The sequence below is a fragment of the Rhizobium sp. BK098 genome, assembly GCF_014193155.1.
Taxonomy (GTDB): domain Bacteria; phylum Pseudomonadota; class Alphaproteobacteria; order Rhizobiales; family Rhizobiaceae; genus Rhizobium.
On the sequence record NZ_JACHYY010000008.1, the window covers coordinates 304,523 to 326,502 of the forward strand.

At 59.2% G+C, this 21,980-nt stretch carries 20 protein-coding genes and 1 tRNA gene; 16 read left to right on the forward strand and 5 right to left on the reverse strand.

The features are described 5' to 3' along the window. The first annotated feature begins 15 nt into the window (after positions 1–15). The 6 genes from tolB (at position 16) to glmM (ending at position 8,291) form a co-directional block, all read left to right on the forward strand. On the forward strand, positions 16–1,320 hold the full coding sequence (tolB, locus tag FHT73_RS21545) for a Tol-Pal system beta propeller repeat protein TolB (protein ID WP_015340981.1): 1,305 nt from the start codon (positions 16–18) through the stop codon (positions 1,318–1,320). Positions 1,321–1,473: 153 nt separating this feature from the next. Next, a complete protein-coding gene (pal, locus tag FHT73_RS21550) occupies positions 1,474–2,007 on the forward strand; it encodes a peptidoglycan-associated lipoprotein Pal (RefSeq protein ID WP_015340980.1) in 534 nt (177 codons plus the stop codon). Between the two features lie 156 nt (positions 2,008–2,163). Next, complete coding sequence (gene ybgF / locus FHT73_RS21555; RefSeq protein WP_183714695.1) at positions 2,164–3,180, forward strand: tol-pal system protein YbgF; 1,017 nt, start codon at positions 2,164–2,166, stop codon at positions 3,178–3,180. Between the two features lie 5 nt (positions 3,181–3,185). Next, the gene (gene tilS, locus FHT73_RS21560; RefSeq protein WP_183714697.1) at positions 3,186–4,511 is read left to right on the forward strand and encodes a tRNA lysidine(34) synthetase TilS; all 1,326 of its coding nucleotides are present in this window, start codon (positions 3,186–3,188) and stop codon (positions 4,509–4,511) included. A gap of 115 nt (positions 4,512–4,626) precedes the next feature. Beyond that, positions 4,627–6,570, forward strand: a complete 1,944-nt coding sequence (ftsH, locus tag FHT73_RS21565) for an ATP-dependent zinc metalloprotease FtsH (protein WP_041677649.1) — start codon at positions 4,627–4,629, stop codon at positions 6,568–6,570. A 368-nt stretch (positions 6,571–6,938) separates the two neighbouring features. Beyond that, positions 6,939–8,291, forward strand: a complete 1,353-nt coding sequence (gene glmM, locus FHT73_RS21570) for a phosphoglucosamine mutase (RefSeq protein ID WP_112335047.1) — start codon at positions 6,939–6,941, stop codon at positions 8,289–8,291. Between the two features lie 87 nt (positions 8,292–8,378). On the opposite strand, the gene FHT73_RS21575 is transcribed toward glmM, so the two are convergent. Continuing rightward, positions 8,379–8,939 carry an SH3 domain-containing protein gene (locus FHT73_RS21575; RefSeq protein ID WP_183714700.1) on the reverse strand — a complete coding sequence of 187 codons (561 nt, stop codon included), beginning with the start codon at positions 8,937–8,939 and terminating at the stop codon, positions 8,379–8,381. Between the two features lie 323 nt (positions 8,940–9,262). On the opposite strand from FHT73_RS21575, the gene FHT73_RS21580 reads away from it, so the two are divergent. Both FHT73_RS21580 and FHT73_RS21585 read left to right on the forward strand, forming a co-directional pair. Next, complete coding sequence (locus FHT73_RS21580; RefSeq protein ID WP_015340974.1) at positions 9,263–10,114, forward strand: outer membrane protein; 852 nt, start codon at positions 9,263–9,265, stop codon at positions 10,112–10,114. 237 nt (positions 10,115–10,351) lie between these two features. After that, a complete protein-coding gene (locus FHT73_RS21585) occupies positions 10,352–11,185 on the forward strand; it encodes an outer membrane protein (protein ID WP_183714703.1) in 834 nt (277 codons plus the stop codon). Between the two features lie 10 nt (positions 11,186–11,195). Here the strand turns inward: FHT73_RS21585 and FHT73_RS21590 are convergent, their stop codons facing one another. Further along, positions 11,196–12,032, reverse strand: coding sequence for a glycosyltransferase family 25 protein (locus FHT73_RS21590; protein WP_246712178.1), 837 nt, complete (start codon positions 12,030–12,032; stop codon positions 11,196–11,198). 215 nt (positions 12,033–12,247) lie between these two features. On the opposite strand from FHT73_RS21590, the gene FHT73_RS21595 reads away from it, so the two are divergent. From FHT73_RS21595 to FHT73_RS21630, 8 genes are all read left to right on the forward strand, one after another. Continuing rightward, entirely contained in the window at positions 12,248–13,426 is a 1,179-nt protein-coding gene (locus tag FHT73_RS21595; RefSeq protein ID WP_183714705.1) for a phosphoserine transaminase, read from the forward strand. A gap of 145 nt (positions 13,427–13,571) precedes the next feature. After that, positions 13,572–15,167, forward strand: coding sequence for a phosphoglycerate dehydrogenase (gene serA, locus FHT73_RS21600; RefSeq protein ID WP_112604080.1), 1,596 nt, complete (start codon positions 13,572–13,574; stop codon positions 15,165–15,167). A gap of 208 nt (positions 15,168–15,375) precedes the next feature. Further along, a complete protein-coding gene (locus FHT73_RS21605) occupies positions 15,376–16,023 on the forward strand; it encodes a lysophospholipid acyltransferase family protein (RefSeq protein WP_112335291.1) in 648 nt (215 codons plus the stop codon). Positions 16,024–16,025: 2 nt separating this feature from the next. Continuing rightward, positions 16,026–16,976, forward strand: coding sequence for a phosphatidate cytidylyltransferase (locus tag FHT73_RS21610; RefSeq protein ID WP_183714708.1), 951 nt, complete (start codon positions 16,026–16,028; stop codon positions 16,974–16,976). After that, entirely contained in the window at positions 16,973–17,374 is a 402-nt protein-coding gene (locus tag FHT73_RS21615; protein ID WP_183714711.1) for a hypothetical protein, read from the forward strand. The genes FHT73_RS21610 and FHT73_RS21615 overlap by 4 nt, the downstream gene beginning before the upstream one ends. A 6-nt stretch (positions 17,375–17,380) precedes the next feature. Further along, entirely contained in the window at positions 17,381–18,034 is a 654-nt protein-coding gene (locus FHT73_RS21620; RefSeq protein ID WP_183714713.1) for a CDP-alcohol phosphatidyltransferase family protein, read from the forward strand. Positions 18,035–18,307: 273 nt separating this feature from the next. After that, a complete protein-coding gene (gene mnmA, locus FHT73_RS21625) occupies positions 18,308–19,507 on the forward strand; it encodes a tRNA 2-thiouridine(34) synthase MnmA (protein WP_183714717.1) in 1,200 nt (399 codons plus the stop codon). Between the two features lie 163 nt (positions 19,508–19,670). Continuing rightward, a tRNA-Met gene (locus FHT73_RS21630) sits at positions 19,671–19,747 on the forward strand. Positions 19,748–19,865: 118 nt separating this feature from the next. Here the strand turns inward: FHT73_RS21630 and FHT73_RS21635 are convergent. The 3 genes from FHT73_RS21635 to FHT73_RS21645 all read right to left on the reverse strand — a co-directional run. Next, positions 19,866–20,717: a hypothetical protein gene (locus tag FHT73_RS21635; RefSeq protein ID WP_183714720.1), complete on the reverse strand. Its 852-nt coding sequence runs from the start codon at positions 20,715–20,717 to the stop codon at positions 19,866–19,868. Positions 20,718–20,746: 29 nt separating this feature from the next. Next, entirely contained in the window at positions 20,747–21,097 is a 351-nt protein-coding gene (locus tag FHT73_RS21640) for a hypothetical protein (RefSeq protein ID WP_183714723.1), read from the reverse strand. A gap of 165 nt (positions 21,098–21,262) precedes the next feature. Beyond that, positions 21,263–21,980, reverse strand: a 718-nt coding sequence (locus tag FHT73_RS21645) for a hypothetical protein (protein ID WP_210290434.1), incomplete at its 5' end; no start/stop codon positions are given.

Genomic DNA, 21,980 nt, shown 5'->3' on the forward strand with positions numbered 1-21,980 from the left:
AAAGGCTTGGCACATATGATCAGAAAATCCTTCGTCCGCCTCCTGGTGGTGCTAGCAGGCCTGATGGCTGTGGCATCCACTCCGGCCTATGCCGTGGTCGAGCTCAATATCAACAAGGGCAACGTCCAGCCCATGCCGATCGCTATCACCGACCTTCTGTCGAATGATACGCTCGGCCCGCAGATCTCGAGCGTCATCGCCGCCGATCTGCAGCGCTCCGGACTGTTCGCTCCGATCAACAAGCAGGCCTTCATCGAGAAGATCACCAATCCGGATTCGACCCCGCGCTTCCAGGACTGGACCTCGATCAATGCGCAGGCCCTGGTGACCGGCCGCGTGACGCAGGAAGGCGGCCGCCTTCGTGCCGAATTCCGCCTCTGGGATACGTTCGGCAACAGCCAGATGATCGGTCAGCAGTTCTTTGCCCAGCCGGATAACTGGCGGCGCGTCGCGCACATCATCGCCGATGCGATCTATCAGAAGATCACTGGCGAAAAGGGCTATTTCGATACCCGCGTCGTTTTCGTCGCCGAAAGCGGCCCGAAGACAGCCCGCAAGACGCAGCTCGGCATCATGGACCAGGACGGCGCCAACGCGCGCATGCTGACCGACGGCAGCGACCTGGTACTGACGCCACGCTTCTCGCCTAATCGCCAGGAAGTGACCTACATGTCCTTCGCCAACCAACAGCCGCGCGTCTATCTGCTGCAGCTGCAGACGGGCCAGCGCGAACTGGTTGGCAACTTTCCGGGCATGACCTTCTCACCGCGCTTCTCGCCGGACGGGCAGCGCGTCATCATGAGCCTTCAGCAGGAAGGCAATGCCAATATCTACACGATGGATCTGCGCTCGCGCACCACGACCCGTCTGACGTCTACGGCCGCGATCGATACCTCGCCATCCTATTCGCCCGATGGCACGCAGGTTGCCTTCGAAAGTGACCGCGGTGGACAGCCGCAGATCTATGTCATGAATGCCGACGGCTCCAACCAGCGCCGCATCTCCTTCGGTAATGGCTCCTACTCCACGCCGGTCTGGTCGCCGCGCGGCGATCTGATCGCCTTCACCAAACGCGCCGGCGGCAACTTTTCCATCGGCGTCATGAAGCCGGACGGTTCCGGCGAGCGAATCCTGACCTCAGGCTCCTACAGCGAAGGACCGACCTGGGCGCCGAACGGCCGCGTCATCATGTTCTTCCGCGCGCCGTCGGGTGCGAGCGGACCGCAAATTTATTCGATCGATCTGACCGGTTATAACGAGCAGAAGATCCCGACCCCTGGCTTCGCTTCCGACCCGGCATGGTCGCCGCTGCTCGAGTAGCGGGAAGGGCCGCCACGTTATCGCCGCAAAGTCCTGTGAGTGGACCGTTTGGCGACAATTTTAGGACATCATTAACCATACTTGTTGGAATCCGATTAACCGAACCCGGTTACAGTCTGGCAACCCTGATAGAGACTTAAGGAGAGACCGGCCATGAGCCGCACCGCAACCCAGGCCGTTGGCCATATGCAGAACCTCGCCCGCAACCCGATCATGATCGCGCTTTTCGTTGGCCTTTCTCTGGCCGGCTGCGCTTCCAAGAAGGGTCTGCCGAACGATGCCAACGGTCTTGGCCTGAACGGTGCCGGCAATGCCACTCCGGGCTCGCCGCAGGACTTCACGGTCAATGTCGGCGACCGCATCTTCTTCGTTGTCGACAGCTCCTCCATCAGCTCCGAAGCAGCACAGACGCTCGATCGTCAGGCTCAGTGGCTCGCCCGCTATCCGAACTATTCCATCACGGTCGAAGGCCATGCCGACGAGACCGGCACCCGCGAGTACAACCTTGCTCTCGGCGCGCGCCGCGCTGCCGCTGCGAAAAGCTATCTCGCTTCGCGTGGTGTCCCGGCGAACCGCATGAAGACGATTTCGTATGGCAAGGAGCGCCCGGTCGCTACCTGCGACAACGAGTCCTGCTGGTCGCAGAACCGCCGCGCGGTCACCGTGCTCAACGGCGCCGGCTCCTGATCGTCAAAGACCAATCGAAATGCAAAAGGCGGCCTCGTGCCGCCTTTACTTTTTTGACCACACTTTGGCCGAACTCCGTTGCTTTTTGAGAGCAATTGTAAAAATCTCCTGTTCGAGCCCTCCGGCCCGAAGAATCAATAGGACAGGACGATCCATATGAGAAAACTTGTCGTGGCGAGCATGCTTTGTCTCGCTGCCATCGTGGGTAGCGAGCGCGATGCTTCTGCCTTGTCGTTGTTTGGAATGCATCTCGGAGGCCGCGATGCCTCCGCGCAGGCGGCTCCCGGCAACGGAAATCAAAGACAAGCGCAATACGGCCAGGCACCTGTCATCAACGTTCAAAACAGCGACGCGGAAATGCGCCTGCAGCAGCTCGAAGACCAGATGCGCCAGCTGAACGGCCGCGTCGAGGAGATGAGCTACCAGCTTCTCCAGATGCAGGAGCAGATCCGCAAGGCACAGGAGGACAACGAATTCCGCTTCCAGCAGCTGGAAAAGCGCGGCGGCGGTGGCAGCGCGCCCGCATCGGGCGGCACGATGAAGAAGAGCGAGGCCGATGTCCCCGCGCAGAGCGGCGGCAAGCAGGACGATATTGCCGGCGTTATCAGCAACTCGCAGAATGGCAGCGCCACCGGTGCACGCGGCGCCGGCGCTGGCAAGCCGCCGAGCGAGCTTGGCTCTATTCAGTTCGATCAGGGCGGCGACCAGATCGGCTCCTCGATTACAGGGGCCAACAACGGTTCGGGTGCGCCGCCAAGTGCAGGCTCCGGTTCGCAGACGGCATCGCTCGGCAGCGAGAACGATCAATACAAGGCTGCCTACGGCCACGTCCTGTCCGGCGACTATAGCGTCGCCGAACAGGAATTCCGCCAATATCTCGACAGTTATCCCAGCAGCTCGCGGGCCGCGGATGCGAATTTCTGGCTCGGCGAAGCGCTTTATTCGCAGGGCAAGTACAATGATGCTGCCAAGACTTTCCTGAATGCTCATCAGAAATATAGCACCTCGGAAAAGGCGCCCGAAATGCTCCTGAAGCTCGGTATGTCCCTGGCCGCTCTCGACAACAAGGATACCGCCTGCGCCACGCTTCGCGAGGTCACCAAGCGTTACCCGAAGGCCTCCAAGGCTGTGACCGGCAAGGTTGCCAGCGAACAGAAGCGGCTTGCCTGCTGACCGCCATGTCCATTGATGCTGTGACCGGCGATGCCACAGCCACTACGCCTGAAGCCGCAACCAGCGGATTTCTGCATTCTCTCTCGAAGCCTGCTCATATTCTCGTCGCCGTTTCGGGCGGCAGCGATTCCACCGGGCTTCTGATTGCCCTTGCCGAGCGGCTGAAATCCCATCCTCACGACGATATTACCCTTACCGCAGCAACGATCGACCATGGCTTGCGTGCCGCATCAGCGGACGAAGCGCGAGAAGTCGCGGCACTCTGCGCCTCGCGCGGTATTTCCCATTTTATCCATCGCTGGGAGGGGGAAAAGCCCGGAACCGGCATCATGGCTGCAGCACGTGAAGCGCGTTATGCGCTGCTTGCGGAGCTCGCCGCCGAGATTTCGGCCGATGCGATCGTAACCGCCCACACGTGGGACGATCAGCGCGAGACGATTGCCATGCGCGGCGCGCGGCGGGGGCAGGGCGGTTATGGCACGGGCATCGCCGATGCGGTTCTGTTCGATCGGCGTATCTGGATTCTCAGGCCGTTTCTCGCTTGCCGGCGGGCTGAAATCAGGACCTATCTCGAGACGCGCGATGTATCCTGGCTCGACGACCCCAGCAACGAGGATGTGCGGTACGAGCGCGTACGCACCCGCATGGAGCTTGCAAGGGAGCCGGTGGCGGAAATGCCGGCTGATGGGGGCGCCGATCGCGCCGCGCTTTCCGAGAGGGCTGCAGTGTGGTTGGACGAGCATGTCGCAATCCATGCGGCTGCGCTGTGCGCCGTTGCGCGGCCCGGTCTTTCCGCTGATGCAGCGGTCGTTGCCTATGCCCTGTCTTATCTTGCCGCCATCTTCGGTGGCAGTTCCTATCCGCCGGGGCGTACGCAAATGGAGCGTGTTCTCGAATTTGTGAACGGTGCGAACCTCGGACGGCGTACGGCGGGAGGCGTGATCTTCGATCTGCGGCGCGATGCGCTTTATCTTATGCGGGAGAGCCGCAATATCGCTCCGGTTTCGGTCCTGCCTGGTGAAAAAGTCAACTGGGATGGCCGCTTTGAAATCGAGAATTTCGGCCAGACGGCAGTCCGCGTCAGCGCTCCGGGGGCGGGAAATGCGACGATTTTTCCGGCAAATCTGCCGGGAGGCGTGGTGAAACGCGCTCAGGCGGCGGTGCCGTCGATCGTGCCGGAAGGAGGGGACAAGGCGGCGAGCGTCGCGCTTCTACCCCGTCTCGCGCCCTTCGACCGCTTTTTGACACGATTTGATCTCACATTTGCCAATAGCCTCTCGGTCGCTTTCGGGCGTGAAGCCTATAGGCGGCTGCCGATTTCGGCCCTATAGACGGAAAAAACATGCGGCGATGCGGTTTGCCTTGGCAAGGGCTTGGCGCAACCCTATGTTAGGGATCAAGTAATACCGCCGCTTGACGGCGGGAGTTTCAGTGCTGGGGAGTTCGATGAACCCTAATTTTCGTAATTTCGCTCTGTGGGCAATCATAGCCTTGCTGTTGATTGCCCTGTTCAGCATGTTTCAGAACGCGCCGGCACAAACAGGCTCCAGGGAAATACCGTATTCGCAGTTCCTTCGGGAAGTTGATTCCGGCCGCGTTCGTGACGTTACTGTCACCGGCAACCGCGTCGTCGGCAGCTATGTCGAAAACGGCACGCCCTTCCAGACCTATGCTCCGGTCGTGGATGACAGCCTGCTTGAGCGCCTGCAAAGCAAGAACGTCAACATCGTCGGCCGTCCGGAATCGGATGGCTCCTCGAGCTTCCTGAGCTATCTCGGCACGCTGTTGCCGATGCTCCTGATCCTCGGCGTTTGGCTGTTCTTCATGCGTCAGATGCAGGGCGGCTCGCGCGGTGCCATGGGCTTCGGCAAATCGAAGGCAAAGCTTTTGACGGAGGCGCATGGTCGCGTCACTTTCGATGACGTCGCTGGTGTCGATGAAGCCAAGCAGGATCTGGAAGAAATCGTTGAATTCCTGCGCGATCCGCAGAAATTCCAGCGTCTCGGCGGCCGTATCCCGCGCGGCGTTCTGCTTGTCGGCCCTCCCGGTACTGGTAAGACGCTTCTTGCGCGCGCCATTGCCGGCGAAGCCAATGTGCCGTTCTTCACCATCTCCGGCTCTGACTTCGTCGAGATGTTCGTCGGCGTGGGCGCAAGCCGTGTCCGCGACATGTTCGAGCAGGCCAAGAAGAATGCACCTTGCATTATCTTCATCGACGAAATCGACGCCGTCGGCCGCCATCGTGGCGCCGGTCTTGGCGGCGGTAACGACGAGCGGGAGCAGACGCTCAACCAGCTGCTGGTCGAGATGGACGGCTTCGAGGCCAATGAAGGCATCATCCTGATCGCCGCGACTAACCGTCCCGACGTTCTCGATCCTGCGCTGCTGCGTCCGGGCCGCTTCGATCGTCAGGTCGTGGTGCCGAACCCGGATATCGTCGGACGTGAACGCATCCTCAAGGTTCATGCCCGCAACGTGCCGCTGGCGCCGAACGTCGATCTGAAGACGCTCGCTCGCGGCACGCCCGGCTTCTCCGGTGCCGATCTCATGAACCTCGTCAACGAAGCTGCCCTCATGGCCGCCCGCCGCAACAAGCGCCTGGTCACCATGCAGGAATTCGAAGACGCCAAGGACAAGATCATGATGGGCGCCGAGCGCCGCTCTTCGGCCATGACCGAGGCGGAAAAGAAGCTCACCGCCTATCACGAAGCCGGTCACGCCATCACGGCACTCAAGGTTGCCGTCGCCGACCCGCTGCACAAGGCGACGATCATCCCACGTGGCCGTGCGCTCGGCATGGTCATGCAGTTGCCGGAAGGCGACCGCTACTCCATGAGCTATACGTGGATGGTGTCGCGGCTCTGCATCATGATGGGTGGCCGCGTTGCTGAAGAACTGACTTTCGGCAAGGAAAACATCACCTCCGGTGCATCCTCGGATATCGAGCAGGCGACCAAGCTTGCCCGTGCCATGGTCACGCAATGGGGTTTCTCCGACCAGCTCGGTCAGGTTGCCTATGGTGAGAACCAGCAGGAAGTGTTCCTCGGCCACTCGGTTTCGCAGTCGAAGAACGTGTCCGAAGCTACCGCGCAGACGATCGATAATGAGGTCCGCCGCCTGATCGATCAAGCCTATCAGCAGGCCAAGGATATCCTGACGGAGCATCACGATGGCTTCGTGGCGATCGCCGAGGGCTTGCTCGAATATGAGACGCTGAGTGGTGACGAAATCAAAGCTCTGCTTCGCGGCGAAAAGCCGGCGCGCGATCTTGGTGACGATACGCCGCCGAGCCGTGGCTCGGCCGTGCCGAAGACCGGCGCGAAAAAGGACGGCTCGCTCGGTGCCAAGGGTGACGAGCCCGAAGGCGGTTTCGAACCGCAGCCGCGTTAAGGCGTGAGAGGTTCAAACCTCGAAATTGAAAGGCCAGCCCATGAAAATGCGGCTGGCCTTTTTGCTGAAAGGTCCAGGGGGAGGCAATGGGCCGAGCTGCAGACCCTTTGCATATTGGCACATCAGTCTGAAATAACGGAGACGCGGCAGGCTGTGGATCGGACCATGTCCGTCACGATCCGATGCAGTTTTTTAGTGCTTATTAATGGTAACGCGGTGTAATAGGCGTTCTCGGTAATTTAAGTGCCGAATTTTACAATCTATGGCATGAGCCAGAAGCATCGATGTTTGCAGTGCCGCGGGTTTCCAAGCGGCGATATCGATGCCGCCGTATTCCTCGCGAGGACGCGGCAACGACAGGAGTGCATATGAAACGCCGTTATTTCGGAACTGACGGAATTCGCGGTCAATCCAACATCTATCCGATGACGCCAGATCTTGCCATGCGCGTGGGTATCGCTGCCGGCACGATCTTCCATCGAGGCAGCCATCGCCATCGGGTCGTCATCGGCAAGGATACGCGCCTTTCCGGCTATATGCTGGAAAATGCCATAGTGGCAGGCTTTACCGCAGCCGGCGTCGATGCCTTCGTTCTCGGACCTATCCCGACGCCGGCAGTCGCGATGTTGACGCGCTCGCTGCGCGCCGATATCGGCGTCATGATCTCGGCTTCGCACAATCCCTATCAGGATAATGGCATCAAGCTTTTCGGCCCTGATGGCTATAAGCTCTCCGACGATCTCGAAATGAAGATCGAGGACATGCTCGACAAGGACATGTCGGAGCATCTGGCCAAATCGGAGAATATTGGCCGCGCCAAGCGTATCGACGGTGTCCACGATCGCTACATCGAGCATGCCAAGCGTACGCTGCCGCGCGATGTGACGCTGCAGGGGCTGCGGATCGCAATCGATTGCGCCAATGGTGCCGCATACAAGGTTGCCCCAGCCGCCCTTTGGGAGCTTGGCGCCGACGTCGTGACCATCGGCAATGAGCCGAATGGTACGAATATCAATCTGAATTGCGGCTCCACCAGCCCGGTCGCCCTGCAGAAGAAGGTGGACGAAGTGCGTGCCGATATCGGCATTGCGCTGGATGGCGATGCCGATCGCGTCATCATTGTCGATGAAACCGGCACGATCATCGATGGCGACCAGCTGATGGCCGTCATTGCTGAAAGCTGGGCCGAGAGTCAGACGTTGCGCGGCAATGGCATTGTCGCAACCGTCATGTCCAATCTCGGACTGGAACGGTTCCTCGACGATCGCGGCATGTCGCTTGCGCGCACGGCGGTCGGCGACCGCTATGTCGTCGAGCATATGCGCCAGCACGATTACAATGTCGGCGGCGAACAGTCGGGCCATATCGTGCTTTCCGACTATGGCACCACGGGCGACGGTCTGGTGGCTGCACTGCAGATCCTTGCCGCAGTGAAGCGCACGGGCAAGCCGGTCAGCGAAGTCTGTCGCCGTTTCGAGCCGGTGCCGCAGCTGCTGCGCAATGTCCGTATTTCCGGCGGCAAGCCGCTGGAGGATATTCATGTGCGCCAGGCGATCGCCGATGCAGAAAGCGAGCTGTCCCGCAACGGCCGGCTGGTGATCCGCCCCTCCGGCACGGAACCCTTGATCCGCGTCATGGCGGAGGGGGACGATCGCGGCCAGATCGAGCGCATCGTCGGCGGATTGATCGACGTGATCTCGAGCGTGCGCTCGGCTGCCTGAGCAGGCAAAAGATGTAATTGCGGATAAAATAGCATGGCCGTCCTATCGGGCGGCCATTATGTTTTCGGTTTCGGAATGACGGCAGTTCTACCGGAACATTTCTCCGGGATAAGCGCCCCAGAGCTTGTTCTGCCGGATATAACCCCTGATGGAGTGGTCGCGGACGGAGATGCGGCACCACGTTCCGGTGCAGGATTGCAGTGAAACCAGCACGCGGGGCTGCAGCTCAGCGATCGTCGTGGCGGCGGGATTCGGATTTGCGCGCAGCGTGGCATTCTTCGCCAGCCAGGGGGCGATCAGGGCCGTACGCGCTCCCGAAAGCAGGGCGCTGTGCATCCAGCCGGTAACGCCCGTATCGTCACGAACCTGCCGCCAATGGCCGTATTCGTCGATGATCTCCAGGGGAAGACCCGGCTTCATATAGATCCATTTCGTGGCATAGATCGTCGACGGGCCGACGCGCATGCGCGCCTTTTGGGCGCGGAGGGAAACATAGCGTGGGATCGGCAAGCCGGTTTCACGCCCCTTGTTCCATGCGGTGGCTATGGCGGCTACCGGCTTTACCGGCATCGCGCCTGCCAGGGCCACGGAGCTCAGAAAGATGAGAGCAAGGCCCAGGCCGGCCGATATTATGCGATGGTAAGTCAATGACTCCCTCCTGAGTTATCTCCCCGGCGACAGCACTGTAATGGTTCGATTCTTGCCAAACGGTTTAGGAACTGCCGCCTCTGGGTTCATCCGCAGATCCGGTGCCTGAGTTAAAAAAGGAGGTGGGCGCCGCTTCTTATCTCGTTCTCTTCATTCAAGTATCAATTTTCTCTAATATATGAAGCAAAGTATAATTCCTAAATAAACACGGTAAATATTCGTAGTTAATCAGGTTTTAACTCCTTTTCATCATTATTCCCGTCATGTCATTTCAATTGGCAAGCTTTTGCTGTGCCAAGGGCAAGAAATTTGGAGCCAAAGCCATGATGAAAACCCTGATTGGGGCACTTGCCACTTTGCTTGTCGGCACGTCGGCCTTTTCTGCTGATCTTTATACGCCCGAACCGGTACAGCCGGCGCCGGAAGTGACGGTCGCTCAATCCAGCGGCTGGTATCTGCGTGGCGATGTCGGCTATGCCTTCACGAACCTGCGCGGCGCGAACTACTTCCAGGGCTCCAATGCGAGCCTAGTCGATTTCGATCGCGCCAAGCTGGACGGCAATGTCACGCTCGGTGGCGGTGTCGGTTACCAGATCAACAACTACCTTCGCACGGACTTGACGCTCGACTATCTCTTCAAGTCCGATTTCAAGGGCTCCACGAAGGGCGATTGCGGCGCCTGCGGCCCGGGCTTTACTCCGACTGCGGCAACCTCGCGCGATCTTGCCTCCCTGACGGCCTATAGCTTGCTTGCCAACGCTTATGTCGATCTCGGCACCTACGGCATCTTCACTCCCTATGTCGGCGGCGGTCTCGGCGGCACTTACGTCAAGTGGAGCAATCTGAAGAACACGTCCTGCTCCGACGCCAACCCGGATTCCTGCGACGGAACGGTCTCGCATAACGGCCGCGGCAGCTGGCGCTTTACCTATGCGCTGATGGCCGGTACCTCCATCGATCTGACCTGCAACCTCAAGGCGGATGTCGGTTATCGTTATCGCCACGTTCAGGGCGGCGACATGTTCGGTTACAACGAGAATGGCGGTCCCGGTTACGACAAGGGCCTGAACCTGCACGAAGCCCGCATCGGTGCCCGCTATACGTTCGGAGGCTGCCAGACGGCAAGCTACATGCCGCCGGCTGATATCCCGGTCCAGGCACCGGTTTACAAGTAAGCAATATCCATTCAAGTTATTGAAAAGCCGTCCGGTTTCTCGCCGGGCGGCTTTTGTTTTTCCTCTATCCCGTTAAGCAATTCTCCGTCGCCTTAAAGCTTCATTAACCATGAATTCCTTATGGTTAATGAAATGAGAATGGCAGCCTTCCCGCTCAGACCCAGACATATGAGATATCAAGGGGAGCTAGCCGGTTCGACATTCGGGCGCGAGCCCGAGGATGGAAGGCGAGGGGTAATGATCCGTTTTGACGCTTTGGCGCTGGCCGCGGCGATGGCAGGCGCATCGGCTGGTGTTGCGTTTGCGGCCGATGCGACACCGCCGGAAATCAAGATGTCGGAGGTGAGCGTCAAGGATGCCAAGGGATGGTATGTGCGCGGCGATGTCGGCTATGCCGTCAATGCCAGCCGCACCGACACGAAATTTCGCGCCTATGATCCTGCGGGTGGCGACTACAGTTCGAGCAGCTTTGATTCGACCCGGTTCGGCGGGGATTTTTCCGGCGGTCTCGGTGTCGGCTATCAGTTCAACGATCTGTTCCGCGCGGATGTGACGGGCGATTTCTTCAGCGGTGATTTCAATGGCCGCATTTCGAGCGATTCGCCTTGTTCCGGCGGGGCTGGTGGCACGGGATGCTCCACGAGAGCTCGTTCTTCTTTCAGGGCCGGCAGCCTGATGGTCAACGGCTATGTCGATCTCGGGACGCTCGCCGGCTTCACGCCCTATGTCGGTGCCGGCCTCGGCGCCACGCGGGTTTCCTGGAGCAACGTCGACGCCATCGGCTCCTGTGTCAATGGCACGTCGGGCTGCGGCGGCGCTGCCCCAGTCAGCGCACGCTATCCTGGTGACAGTGACTGGCGCCTGACCTACGCTTTGATGGCGGGTGTGGCTTATGAGGTTGCGCCGAATATCAAGGTCGATCTTGGCTACCGCTTCTCCCATATCGCGGGTGGTGACATGTTCGGCTATTCCGCCGCAGATTCGGCTGCAGGCGCCGGCGGCACGGCAGGCCGGGACGGCGCGTTGTCGCGCCATGAGATTCGCGTGGGCTTGCGGATCACTACCTGGTAAAGCCCGAGGCTTACGGCGTCGTCAGTACGTAGGCGATACGCCGAAAGAAATCCACGGTTCGGAAGATGTGTGCGGGTATGCGCCGCCAAGCCGGTGCCTTGGCCGCGCGGTAGTCGCGACGCCAGCCGATCATCGTCGTTCGCTGCAGCCGGCTAAAACCGGCAATATTCGCGCGCGTACTCACGATAGATACATTCATGTCCCAGCCACGCTCCACGGCCACATCCCAGGGCAGCGACATGATGGCCAGCGATTTCACGATCTTTTCGGCGCCTTTGCGCGTGACGAGATAGCAGGCCGTCGAGCCTTGTGGACCAAAGAGGCAGCGTCCGACGATATCTCCCTTGCTGCTCCGGCCCATGGCACGAAAGCCGTTCCAGCGGTGATTGACGAGCTTGATCAGGTCGGCATTGGGCGCAGCATTCTTCGCGGCCACGGCGCGTGCGAGGAAATCGATATCCAGCGCAACATCATCTTCGATGACCACGGCCATTTGGTCGTCGCTCGCCAAAAACTGTTGCAGCGCCAGCAGGTGACTCCGGTAGCAGCCATACTCACCGGGTAGGATGGTGCGGCCATGCCGGCGCTGGAAGCGATCGTGATCTACATCGATCCATTCGTCACGCGGGATGAGGGCACCGTCGACGCCGTGAATACGCTCGAATCGAAAACCGAACTCATCGCTCTGCCGCTGAATCTCCGTCAGTCGTTCGGCTGCCCGGTCGATATTGATAAGATAGACCGGCATGGTTTGTGACGGTGTAAAAGAAGTTTCGGCGAGCGCAGTTAGGGACATCGAGCACACTTGATAATTTCCATCGGCGCAAAACGGCGAGCGCCTAGCCATATATGATTGTGCATCAGCATAGAAACCAGCTTTTGTGGCGTTAAATTTGGCTTATTTCCATTGCGCGTGACTTGCCTGGCATCAAAATCTCGCACGAAATCGTGAGGGAGCGCCATGAGCAATTTTTATTGTTGCGCTAACGGGCTGCTTCCAATATATCCGGCGGCGGGACACTCCTCCCCAACGAGGAGCTTTCTATCTGAGAGGATAGCATCATGACTAAGCTCGCCAAGCCGGACATCCGTCCGAATAATACCCATTTCTCTTCTGGTCCATGCTCGAAGCGCCCCGGTTGGGCGCTTAACGCTCTTTCCGACGCGGCTCTTGGCCGTTCGCACCGCGCGAAAGTTGGTAAGGCGAAGCTGAAGCAGGCCATTGATCTTACCCGCGAAATTCTAGAAGTGCCGGCCGATTATCGCATTGGCATCGTTCCGGCTTCCGACACCGGTGCCGTCGAAATGGCGCTCTGGTCGCTGCTCGGCGAACGCGGAGTCGACATGCTCGCCTGGGAAAGCTTCGGCGCCGGCTGGGTTACCGACGTCGTCAAGCAACTGAAGCTCAAGGACGTCCGCAAGCTCGAAGCCGGCTACGGCGAGCTGCCCGATCTTTCCGCTGTCGATTTCGACCGCGACGTGGTCTTCACCTGGAACGGCACTACCTCCGGCGTGCGCGTTCCGAACGGCGATTTCATTCCGGACGACCGCAAGGGGTTGACGATCTGCGACGCTACTTCGGCCGCATTCGCTCAGAACCTCGATTTTGCCAAGCTCGATGTCGTCACCTTCTCCTGGCAGAAGGTTCTCGGCGGCGAGGGCGCCCATGGTGTTATCATCCTATCGCCGCGTGCTGTCGAACGCCTGACGACCTATCAGCCGGCCTGGCCGCTGCCGAAGATCTTCCGCATGACCAGCGGCGGCAAGCTGATCGAAGGTATCTTCACCGGTGAGACGATCAATACGCCTTCGATGCTCTGTGTCGAAGACTATATCGACGCTCTCCTCTGGGCGAAGGATCTCGGCGGTCTGAAGGCGCTGATCGGCCGTGCCGATGCCAATGCCAAGGTCATCCATGACTTCGTCGCCGCCAACGACTGGATCGCCAATCTCGCCGTCAAGGCGGAGACGGCGTCCAACACCTCCGTATGCTTGAAGATCGTCGACAAGGATGTCGTCGCGCTTGATGCCGATGGCCAGGCGAATTTCGCCAAGGGCCTGGTTGCGCTCCTTGAGAAGGAAGGCGTCGCCTATGACGTCGGCCATTACCGCGACGCGCCGTCGGGCCTGCGCATCTGGGCAGGTGCCACGATCGAAGCTTCCGACATGCAGAAGCTGATGCCCTGGCTCGCCTGGGCTTTCGAAACGCAGAAGGCGACGCTCTCCCAGGCTGCTGCCTGAGGCTTGAAGCGTTTATGGCTCCGCCACGACAGGCGGAGCCCCGAGTCCCGAAATTCTCGTTGTTTTCATGCAATTCCCTACGGAAAGCCGTTTTCATACCTTTCCCGGATTGCGCGTCTTAGCTGATCTTTTTCAGGAGGCCTCCATGGCACCTCGCGTTCTCGTATCCGACGAATTGTCGGAAACCGCCGTCCAGATATTCCGTGACCGCGGCGTCGAAGTCGATTTCCAGCCGCAGCTTGGCAAGGACAAGGACAGGCTGTTCGAAATCATTGGCAATTACGATGGTCTTGCCATCCGTTCCGCCACCAAGGTGACGGAGAAGATCATCGAAGCGGCCAAGAACCTCAAGGTTGTCGGCCGCGCAGGTATCGGGGTCGACAATGTCGATATTCCGGCCGCCTCGCGCCGCGGTATCATCGTCATGAACACGCCCTTCGGCAATTCGATCACCACGGCCGAACACGCCATCGCGCTGATGTTTGCCGTTGCCCGTCAGCTTCCGGCCGCGGATGCCTCGACGCAGGCCGGCAAGTGGGAAAAGTCGAAGTTCATGGGTGTCGAAATCACCGGCAAGACGCTCGGCATCATCGGTGCCGGCAACATCGGCTCCATCGTCATTGCCCGCGCCCTCGGCCTGAAGATGCATGTTCTGGCCTATGACCCGTTCCTGTCGAAGGAGCGCGCCGAGGAAATGGGCGTGACCAAGGTCGAGCTCGACGAGCTCTTCGCCGGTGCCGACTTCATCACGCTGCACGTGCCGTTGACCGACAAGACCCGCAACATCATCGACGCCTCTGCCATCGCCAAGATGAAGCAGGGAGTGCGCATCATCAACTGCGCCCGCGGCGGCCTGGTTGACGAGGCAGCCCTTGCTGCTGCCATCAAATCAGGTCATGTCGCCGGCGCCGCCTTCGACGTCTTCGAAGTCGAGCCGGCCAAGGAAAGCCCGCTCTTCGGCCTGCCGAACGTCGTCTGCACGCCGCATCTCGGTGCCTCTACGACCGAAGCCCAGGAAAACGTCGCCCTGCAGGTCGCCGAGCAGATGGCGGATTACCTCGTCAAGGGCGCGGTCTCGAACGCCATCAACATGCCCTCGATCACGGCTGAAGAAGCGCCGATCCTGAAGCCGTTCATCAAGCTTGCCGACGTTCTCGGCGCCTTCGTCGGCCAGGTCACGGACGATCCGATCAAGGAAATCGAGATCCTCTATGACGGCGTCACCGCCAACATGAACACCAAGGCGCTGACGAGCGCGCTGCTTGCCGGCTTGATCCGCAATCAGGTTGCCGACGTCAACATGGTTTCGGCGCCGATCATGATCAAGGAAAAGGGTATCGTTCTTGCCGAAGTCAAGCGCGACAAGACCGGCGTCTATGACGGCTACATCAAGCTGACTGTCACGACAGACAGCATGAGCCGCTCCGTTGCCGGTACCGTCTTCTCGGACGGCAAGCCGCGCTTCATCCAGATCAAGGGCATCAACCTCGATGCCGATGTCGGCAACCACATGGTCTACCTCGCCAATACCGACGTTCCCGGCATGATCGGCTTCATCGGCACGACGCTCGGTTCCGCCGGTGTCAACATCGCCAACTTCCAGCTCGGCCGCGACAAGCAGGGCGGCGATGCCATCGCGCTTCTCTATGTCGACGGTCCGATCAGTGATGAGGTGCTCGGCAAGCTGACGGCGCATCAGGCGATCCGTCAGGCAAAGCCGCTGGTATTCAACGTCGATTGAGCCTGCCCGCCCTTAAGAAGGGCGGCAGCTATAGAATTCGCTCCTCCCAAGAGCCAATCCGAAAGCCCGACGCGACATAAGTTGCGCCGGGCTTTCTTCATGGTTGTGAGGGTTGTGGATAAGCCCGGTGCACAGGCTATCGGGGGCGATGAAACGCGCCTATCTCTATGTCATGGAGGCTTTGCGGAAGAACATCCTCGGGGAAGGAATGGGCACGCCGATCGAATGGCTGGCGAAACCCGTTTCCGTGGCGATCGTGCTCTTTGCGCGAGCAATTACCGCCGTTCGGGCGATCTGGCCCGAAAGTGGCATGCAAACCCGCCGCTGCGTCTATTTCGCCAATCACTCCAGCCATGGCGATTTCATCCTGATCTGGACTGTCCTGCCGCCACGATTGCGCCGCCGCGTACGCCCGGTGGCGGGCGCCGATTATTGGCTGAAATCGCCGCTGAACAGCTTCATCGGCCGGGACGTCTTCAACGCCGTGCTGATCGAACGGGATCGTGAAGCGCGCAAGGAAGATCCGGTCACGCAGATGACGCAGGCGCTCGATGCCGGCTCCTCGCTGATCCTGTTTCCAGAGGGCACCCGCAATCTCACCGAGCAGCCGTTGCAACCCTTCAAGAGCGGGCTTTTCCATCTTGCGCAGGCTCGCCCTGATATCGATCTCGTGCCCGTCTGGATCGACAATCTCAATCGCGTCATGCCCAAGGGCGAGTTCGTACCCATTCCGCTGATCTGCACGGTCACCTTCGGCGAGGCGCTGCATATCGGCGAGACCGAAGAGAAGGCGGAGTTTCTGGCGCGAGCCGAAGCGGCGCTGCTGGCGCTGGCGCCCAAGCGGGCGGGAGACTGAGCATGGGCGCGGCAAGTGCGGATCTGATCCACCTCGTTCTTGGCATTTTCGGCGTTCTGATTGTCGCCTCCGTCATCGGCTACTTGCTGGAGCGGCGGCTGTCGCCTGACGGATCGAATGCTGCGATCGAAAATCTGAATGCGCGCATCAAGGCCTGGTGGGTGATGGTGGTGCTGATCGGCATCGCCTTCATTGCAGGGCGCGCCGGCGTCATCCTGCTCTTCGCCTTCTGCTCCTTTGCGGCGCTGCGCGAATTCATGACGCTGATCAACACGAAGCGGGCGGATCACTGGGCACTTGCCGCGGCCTTCTTTGTGGCCTTGCCGCTGCAATATTATCTGCTCTGGGCCGAGCAATATGGCATCTATTCGATCTTTATCCCCGTTTACGCCTTCCTCTTCATGCCGATCATCGCGGTGCTGCGCGGCGACACGGAGCGGTTTCTGGTGCGGATCGCCGAGGTGCAATGGGCGCTGATGATCTGCGTCTTCTGCGCCTCGCATGTGCCGGCGCTGCTGACGCTGCACATTCCGGGCTATGAAGGCCGCAATGTGCTGCTGATCGCTTTTCTGGTGATCGTCGTGCAGCTCAGCGACGTCCTGCAATATGTCTGGGGCAAGTTGTTCGGGAAAACGAAGATCGCGCCGCGCCTGTCGCCATCGAAGACGGTGGAGGGTTTCGTCGGCGGCGTCATCAGCGCTTCGCTGATCGGGGCGGCGCTCTGGTGGGTGACGCCGTTCACGCCGCTGCAGGCCGGACTTCTCGCCTTCGTCATCACGCTCATGGGTTTCTTCGGCGGGCTCGTGATGTCGGCGATCAAGCGGGATCGTGGCGTCAAGGATTGGGGCCATCTGATCGAGGGGCATGGCGGGCTGATCGACCGTCTGGACTCGGTCGTCTTTTCCGCGCCGATCTTCTTCCATCTCGTGCGCTACTGGTGGTCGCTGTCATGACAGGAAAGCTGAAAGCGCTTGCCGGCAGCAGCATCGTGCACGTGCTTTTCGCCTTCCTCGCCATGGGCGGCTGGGCTTTCTTCGCCAACCGTATGCACCCGATGCCGAGGCCACTGATCGCGGGCTTCGTGCAAGGTGTGCTTTCGGGCTGCCTGACGCTGTTCCTGAAATCCGTGGTCGAAGCTTTATCGCGGCGGTTCGGCGGCTCTACGCGCCTTTGGGCGCCGCCGCTGATCGCCTGCCTGGGCTCGGCAACCTTACTGATCGTCATTCATGCGCTGAGCGGCACGCCGGAAATCCTGAAGACCATTGCTGTACCGCTGCTGGTCTCTTCCAGCTATGCGGCGATCTACAATTATTCGATATCGGGCGGAAGGCCGCGAAGTCATGAGGGGTGAGGGCGTATGACCGGCGAGGGAACAGGCGACAGGCGGCCGCTGGCGAGCCGCAACACGCGGTGGGCACAGGCACTGGCGCGGCGCATGACTGGGCTTTCGGTGACGCCAAATCAGATATCTCAGGCGAGCATGCTCATGGCAGCTTTGGCGGGAGCATCATTTTGGTTCTCCGGCGTCGCTGGCGGCGAGGGGGCGCGAGTGATCTTGCTGATCCTCGCCGCCTTGTTCTGCCAGCTGCGTCTGCTCTGCAATCTGCTTGACGGTATGGTGGCGATCGAGGGCGGGAAAGGTGAGGCCGATGGACCGTTCTGGAACGAATTTCCGGATCGCATTGCTGATATCCTCATCTTTGCGGGTATCGGCTATGGCATCGCAATGCCAGGCATAGGCTGGGCGGCGGCGGCCTTCGCCGTGCTGACGGCCTATGTCCGCGAGCTTGGCCGCGCCACCGACAATCCGAGCGACTTCGGCGGTCCGATGGCCAAGCAGCATCGCATGGCGGTCGCGACGGCTGCGGCTTTGCTCTCGATTATCGAGGCGTTATGGAGCGGCGGCAGCTGGATTTTGACGATCGCGCTCTGGATCGTCGCCATCGGCTCGGCGGTCACGGTATTGAGACGTAGCCGCAATCTGATCCGGCATTTGAAGGCAAAGGGATGATTCGCGATTTCGCCCACCCCTTGCATGGGTTGGCAATCCTTTCTATATCCGTCCACAATTGAGGCTGGCTGCAAAGAGCGGCTAAAGGCCCTGTGTAATGAAAATTCGCCGCTTTTGCATGGCATCCGGCGGCAACAAGCATGATCCCGAAAAGTGTGCAGCGGTTTTTGGATCAGATCATGCGAAATGAAATCGTGAGAGCGTGACGACGTTTCGAAGAAACGTCTCCCGCTCGACAGCATCGAAGATCGTTCAAGACTGGCGGCAACGACCGTGAATACACTGGATTTTGACAAGAGGCCGGAAGATACCCGCGTCGTCGTCGCCATGTCGGGCGGTGTCGACAGTTCCGTCGTCGCCGGCATTTTGAAGCGGCAGGGCTATGATGTGCTCGGCATCACGCTGCAGCTCTACGATCATGGCGCTGCCGTGCATCGCGCCGGCTCCTGTTGCGCCGGCCAGGATATCGACGATGCGCGCCGTGTCTGCGAAACGCTCGGCATCCCGCACTATGTGCTCGATTATGAAAAGCGCTTCCGCGAGACGGTGATCAATCCCTTCGCCGAGAGTTATGTCGCCGGCGAAACGCCGATCCCCTGTGTTGCCTGCAACCAGACGGTCAAGTTCGCCGATCTTCTGCTGACCGCCAAGGAACTCGGCGCCGATGCGCTGGCGACCGGCCATTATATCCGCTCGCGCCCGAATCCATCTGTGGAGCACCCAAATCGCCGCGCCCTCTATCGCCCGGCCGATGCCGATCGCGACCAGAGCTATTTTCTCTTTGCGACAACGCAGGAGCAGATCGACTATCTGCGCTTTCCGCTCGGCGGGATGCCCAAGGCCGAGACCCGCGCGCTTGCCGAGGACATGGGCCTTGTCGTTGCCAAGAAGGCCGACAGCCAGGACATCTGTTTCGTGCCGCAGGGCAAATATTCCGACGTCATCGCGAAGCTGAAGCCGAACGCGGCGCTTGCCGGCGAGATCGTCCACCTCGACGGCCGCGTACTCGGCCAGCACGAGGGCATCCTGCATTACACGATCGGCCAGCGCCGGGGTATCGGTGTTGCCACAGGCGAGCCGCTTTACGTCGTCTATCTCGACGCCCGCTCGCGCCGCGTCATCGTCGGCCCGAAGGAAGCGCTGGAAACGCACCGCGTCTATCTGCGTGATGTCAACTGGCTTGGCGACGAACCGCTGGCGCAGGCCGCTTTCGGCGCGGGCTTTGCCTGTTTCGCCAAGGTCCGCTCCACCCGCGCGCCGTCGACGGCTGTACTGCATGCCGATGCCAGCGGCATCTATGTCGACCTCACCGTCGGTGAGGCAGGCGTGGCTCCCGGCCAGGCCTGCGCGCTCTATTCGGCACCCGGCGATGACGCCCGCGTCTACGGCGGCGGCTTCATTGAGCGTTCGGAACGCGAGCCGACGGCGGAAGCGTCGTTGAAGGCGCTGCTGGCAGGTCCTGTCGCCGCCTGAGAGCAGGCGGCGTCGGCATCAAGAGAAAGCACTGATTTTTCCAAATCATCCGCTTGACACCATGCCGAACCGCACCTTATAAGCCGCTCAACCGACGAGCTAGCGCTTTCGAGCGGCGGTTCGTTTGACCTTTGCATTTGATGTTCAACATCAAATGTGGCGTGGCGGAGTAGCTCAGTAGGTCAGAGCAGAGGAATCATAATCCTTGTGTCGGGGGTTCAAATCCCTCCTCCGCTACCAGAACTTCCAAAGTGTTGAAAGCTCTCGTGATCGCAAGCTCTTAGCGACCTGTGTAGCCGGACGCGACTTTCCGGAATTTTGACACGAGGTTCCGGAATTTTCAAATTGTGATGGGAGCCTAGAAACGGCCCCATACATCCACAATTCCGGGAGTTCCCCTGAGAGCAACGCCGATCTTATTCATCTCATCTTCCGGTATATCGATCGGGAGTGAAATAAATAGCGAACTGTCTTCCTGGTGCACTTGGCACCATACGCCATACTCAGGCGATGCAGCCGCAATGATGGCCCTGATGTCGGTATCCGGTCTATACATCAGGAGATTTATGCGAGCCTCCAGAGGTTTAAATTCCTGCATTGAGCGTCGAAAAGGTTTACGGAGATTTGGGTCGCTGATAAGGCGTCGCAGTTCGGAAATCTCATCCCATAACAGCTGCATCTCTGGTGTTGCGGTTGTCTCGAATTTTTTCAATCCGAGCGCCCGCGTCACCGGGTTAATCACCGTGAATCCCGGTTTGATAGCTTCTGTCACGGCGTCTTTGAGCGCGACGCCTGCCAGCCACAAGTCTTCGATATGGTCAATGGAAAACGGAATAGCTCTGTGCGGAGCGACGTCGAATGGGATCTTGGTGCCTTGCGCGAACATATGAATGACAGGCTTAGAGAAGGCGTGTCTAATGCCCATCTCGTAGAACGCATTGGCGTTGGTTTCGGACATGTCAACGATGACAAGCTCGGCTTCAAAAAGCATTTCAATCAGCTGAACATCAATCATACCGGGCGATGAGATCGTGTCAGCTCGTTTAATCTCAAAACCTGAGAAATGGTCGTTAAACGTAGGAACGATAACCCCTTTTAGAAGCCAGTCAGCACGCCGCCGTGTCTCTGAACCAGATTCACCGATCGGACCCACGACGAAACAGACAGGCCTGGGGTTGTCTTTTTTCTCGCTCTGCTCGGTTTTAGTCATGATTTCCTCTGTGACATTAACATTGGCAGTCATTTCAGTGCGCACGCTTCGAAGATCGGCCTGTGCTTGTCAGGCCAGAAGTTCTTTCCCCAGGCCGCGACAGGCATGTAGGACATGATCCGGGTCTTGTCTGGCCCAATGCCCATAACATCGATCTTGGCTGCCGTAGACGAGTCGTTGCCGAACGACAGCTCGACTTTGTTCATGCTGTCTAGATCAGTTTTGTGCCAGCCACCCATCTTCTGAAAACTCTGCCAAGCACAATCGCCAACGGCTTTGTAGTTGCCTGCAACGTCAAGCGTGAAATCGGTTTTATCCGGCACCGTGTAGCAAGAACTTAAGAGAGAAAAAGCCGAAGCAACGAATAAGAACCGACGCACCAATTCACTCCCACAAATTAAACGCTATAGCCCTAACCTATCTTGCCATGAAGAGTCGCGCTCTATCTAAAATGGCGACTGAAATTGACGTTCGAAACCCATTTGAAACGAAGTTGGAACCACGCCCAAGGTCCTCTGCGCACTTCGTGCGACACCGCGGAGCAGTTACGGGCAAAATTCTTCAGCATTAAATGGGCGAATAGCATAGCAAAAGTCCGCTCGGAAATTATCCAAAAACTGCGTCTTGTCCCGCCGATGGAAAAAACTGCACTCCGAGCAATTCATGAACTTGGAGATAGATGTCTTTATGTCGACAACGCCCTGTGGAACGCTGTAGGCGAGGAGCGAAATGGAAAACACAAATGGTATCCAGAAACCCAATATCTGTCTTTCGATGGAAATGAAGAGCTTCCCCCGATAGAGATCTTTGCTGATCGCACTAGCCTGTTTCCTAAAATCGGCGGCAATCTCAGCGATCCTTGGCCCTTTTTTCTGTAGCTCATCATCGATGTACGACCGCGTCGAATTGAGGTTCTCGCTTAGTTGTTGCAGGAGGGTTCTGTGCTCGTCGTATATGCTTTGCCCAGCTTTGATGTCTGCGGATATCGGCCCGAAGAAGCCTGTGTAGGGATCGAATGGGCTGGTCTGGAGATGCGAGCTTTTTGACGGTCTGTTAGCAATCACGTCGGGCTGCGTTTGCACAGTTTCAGCGCGTGAACGCGCATGGTTTTCCAAAGTTTCGATTATTTGCTCTCCAGCGCCTCGGAGGCGCTCGCTCGCTGCGAACAGCTGTTGGTTTTCACGCGGAACTGAGCCGGTCAGGCGCATAATTTCCATTGAGAATTGAGCCATGTGAACCTTCCCCCAACGCGGTGAGCGACAG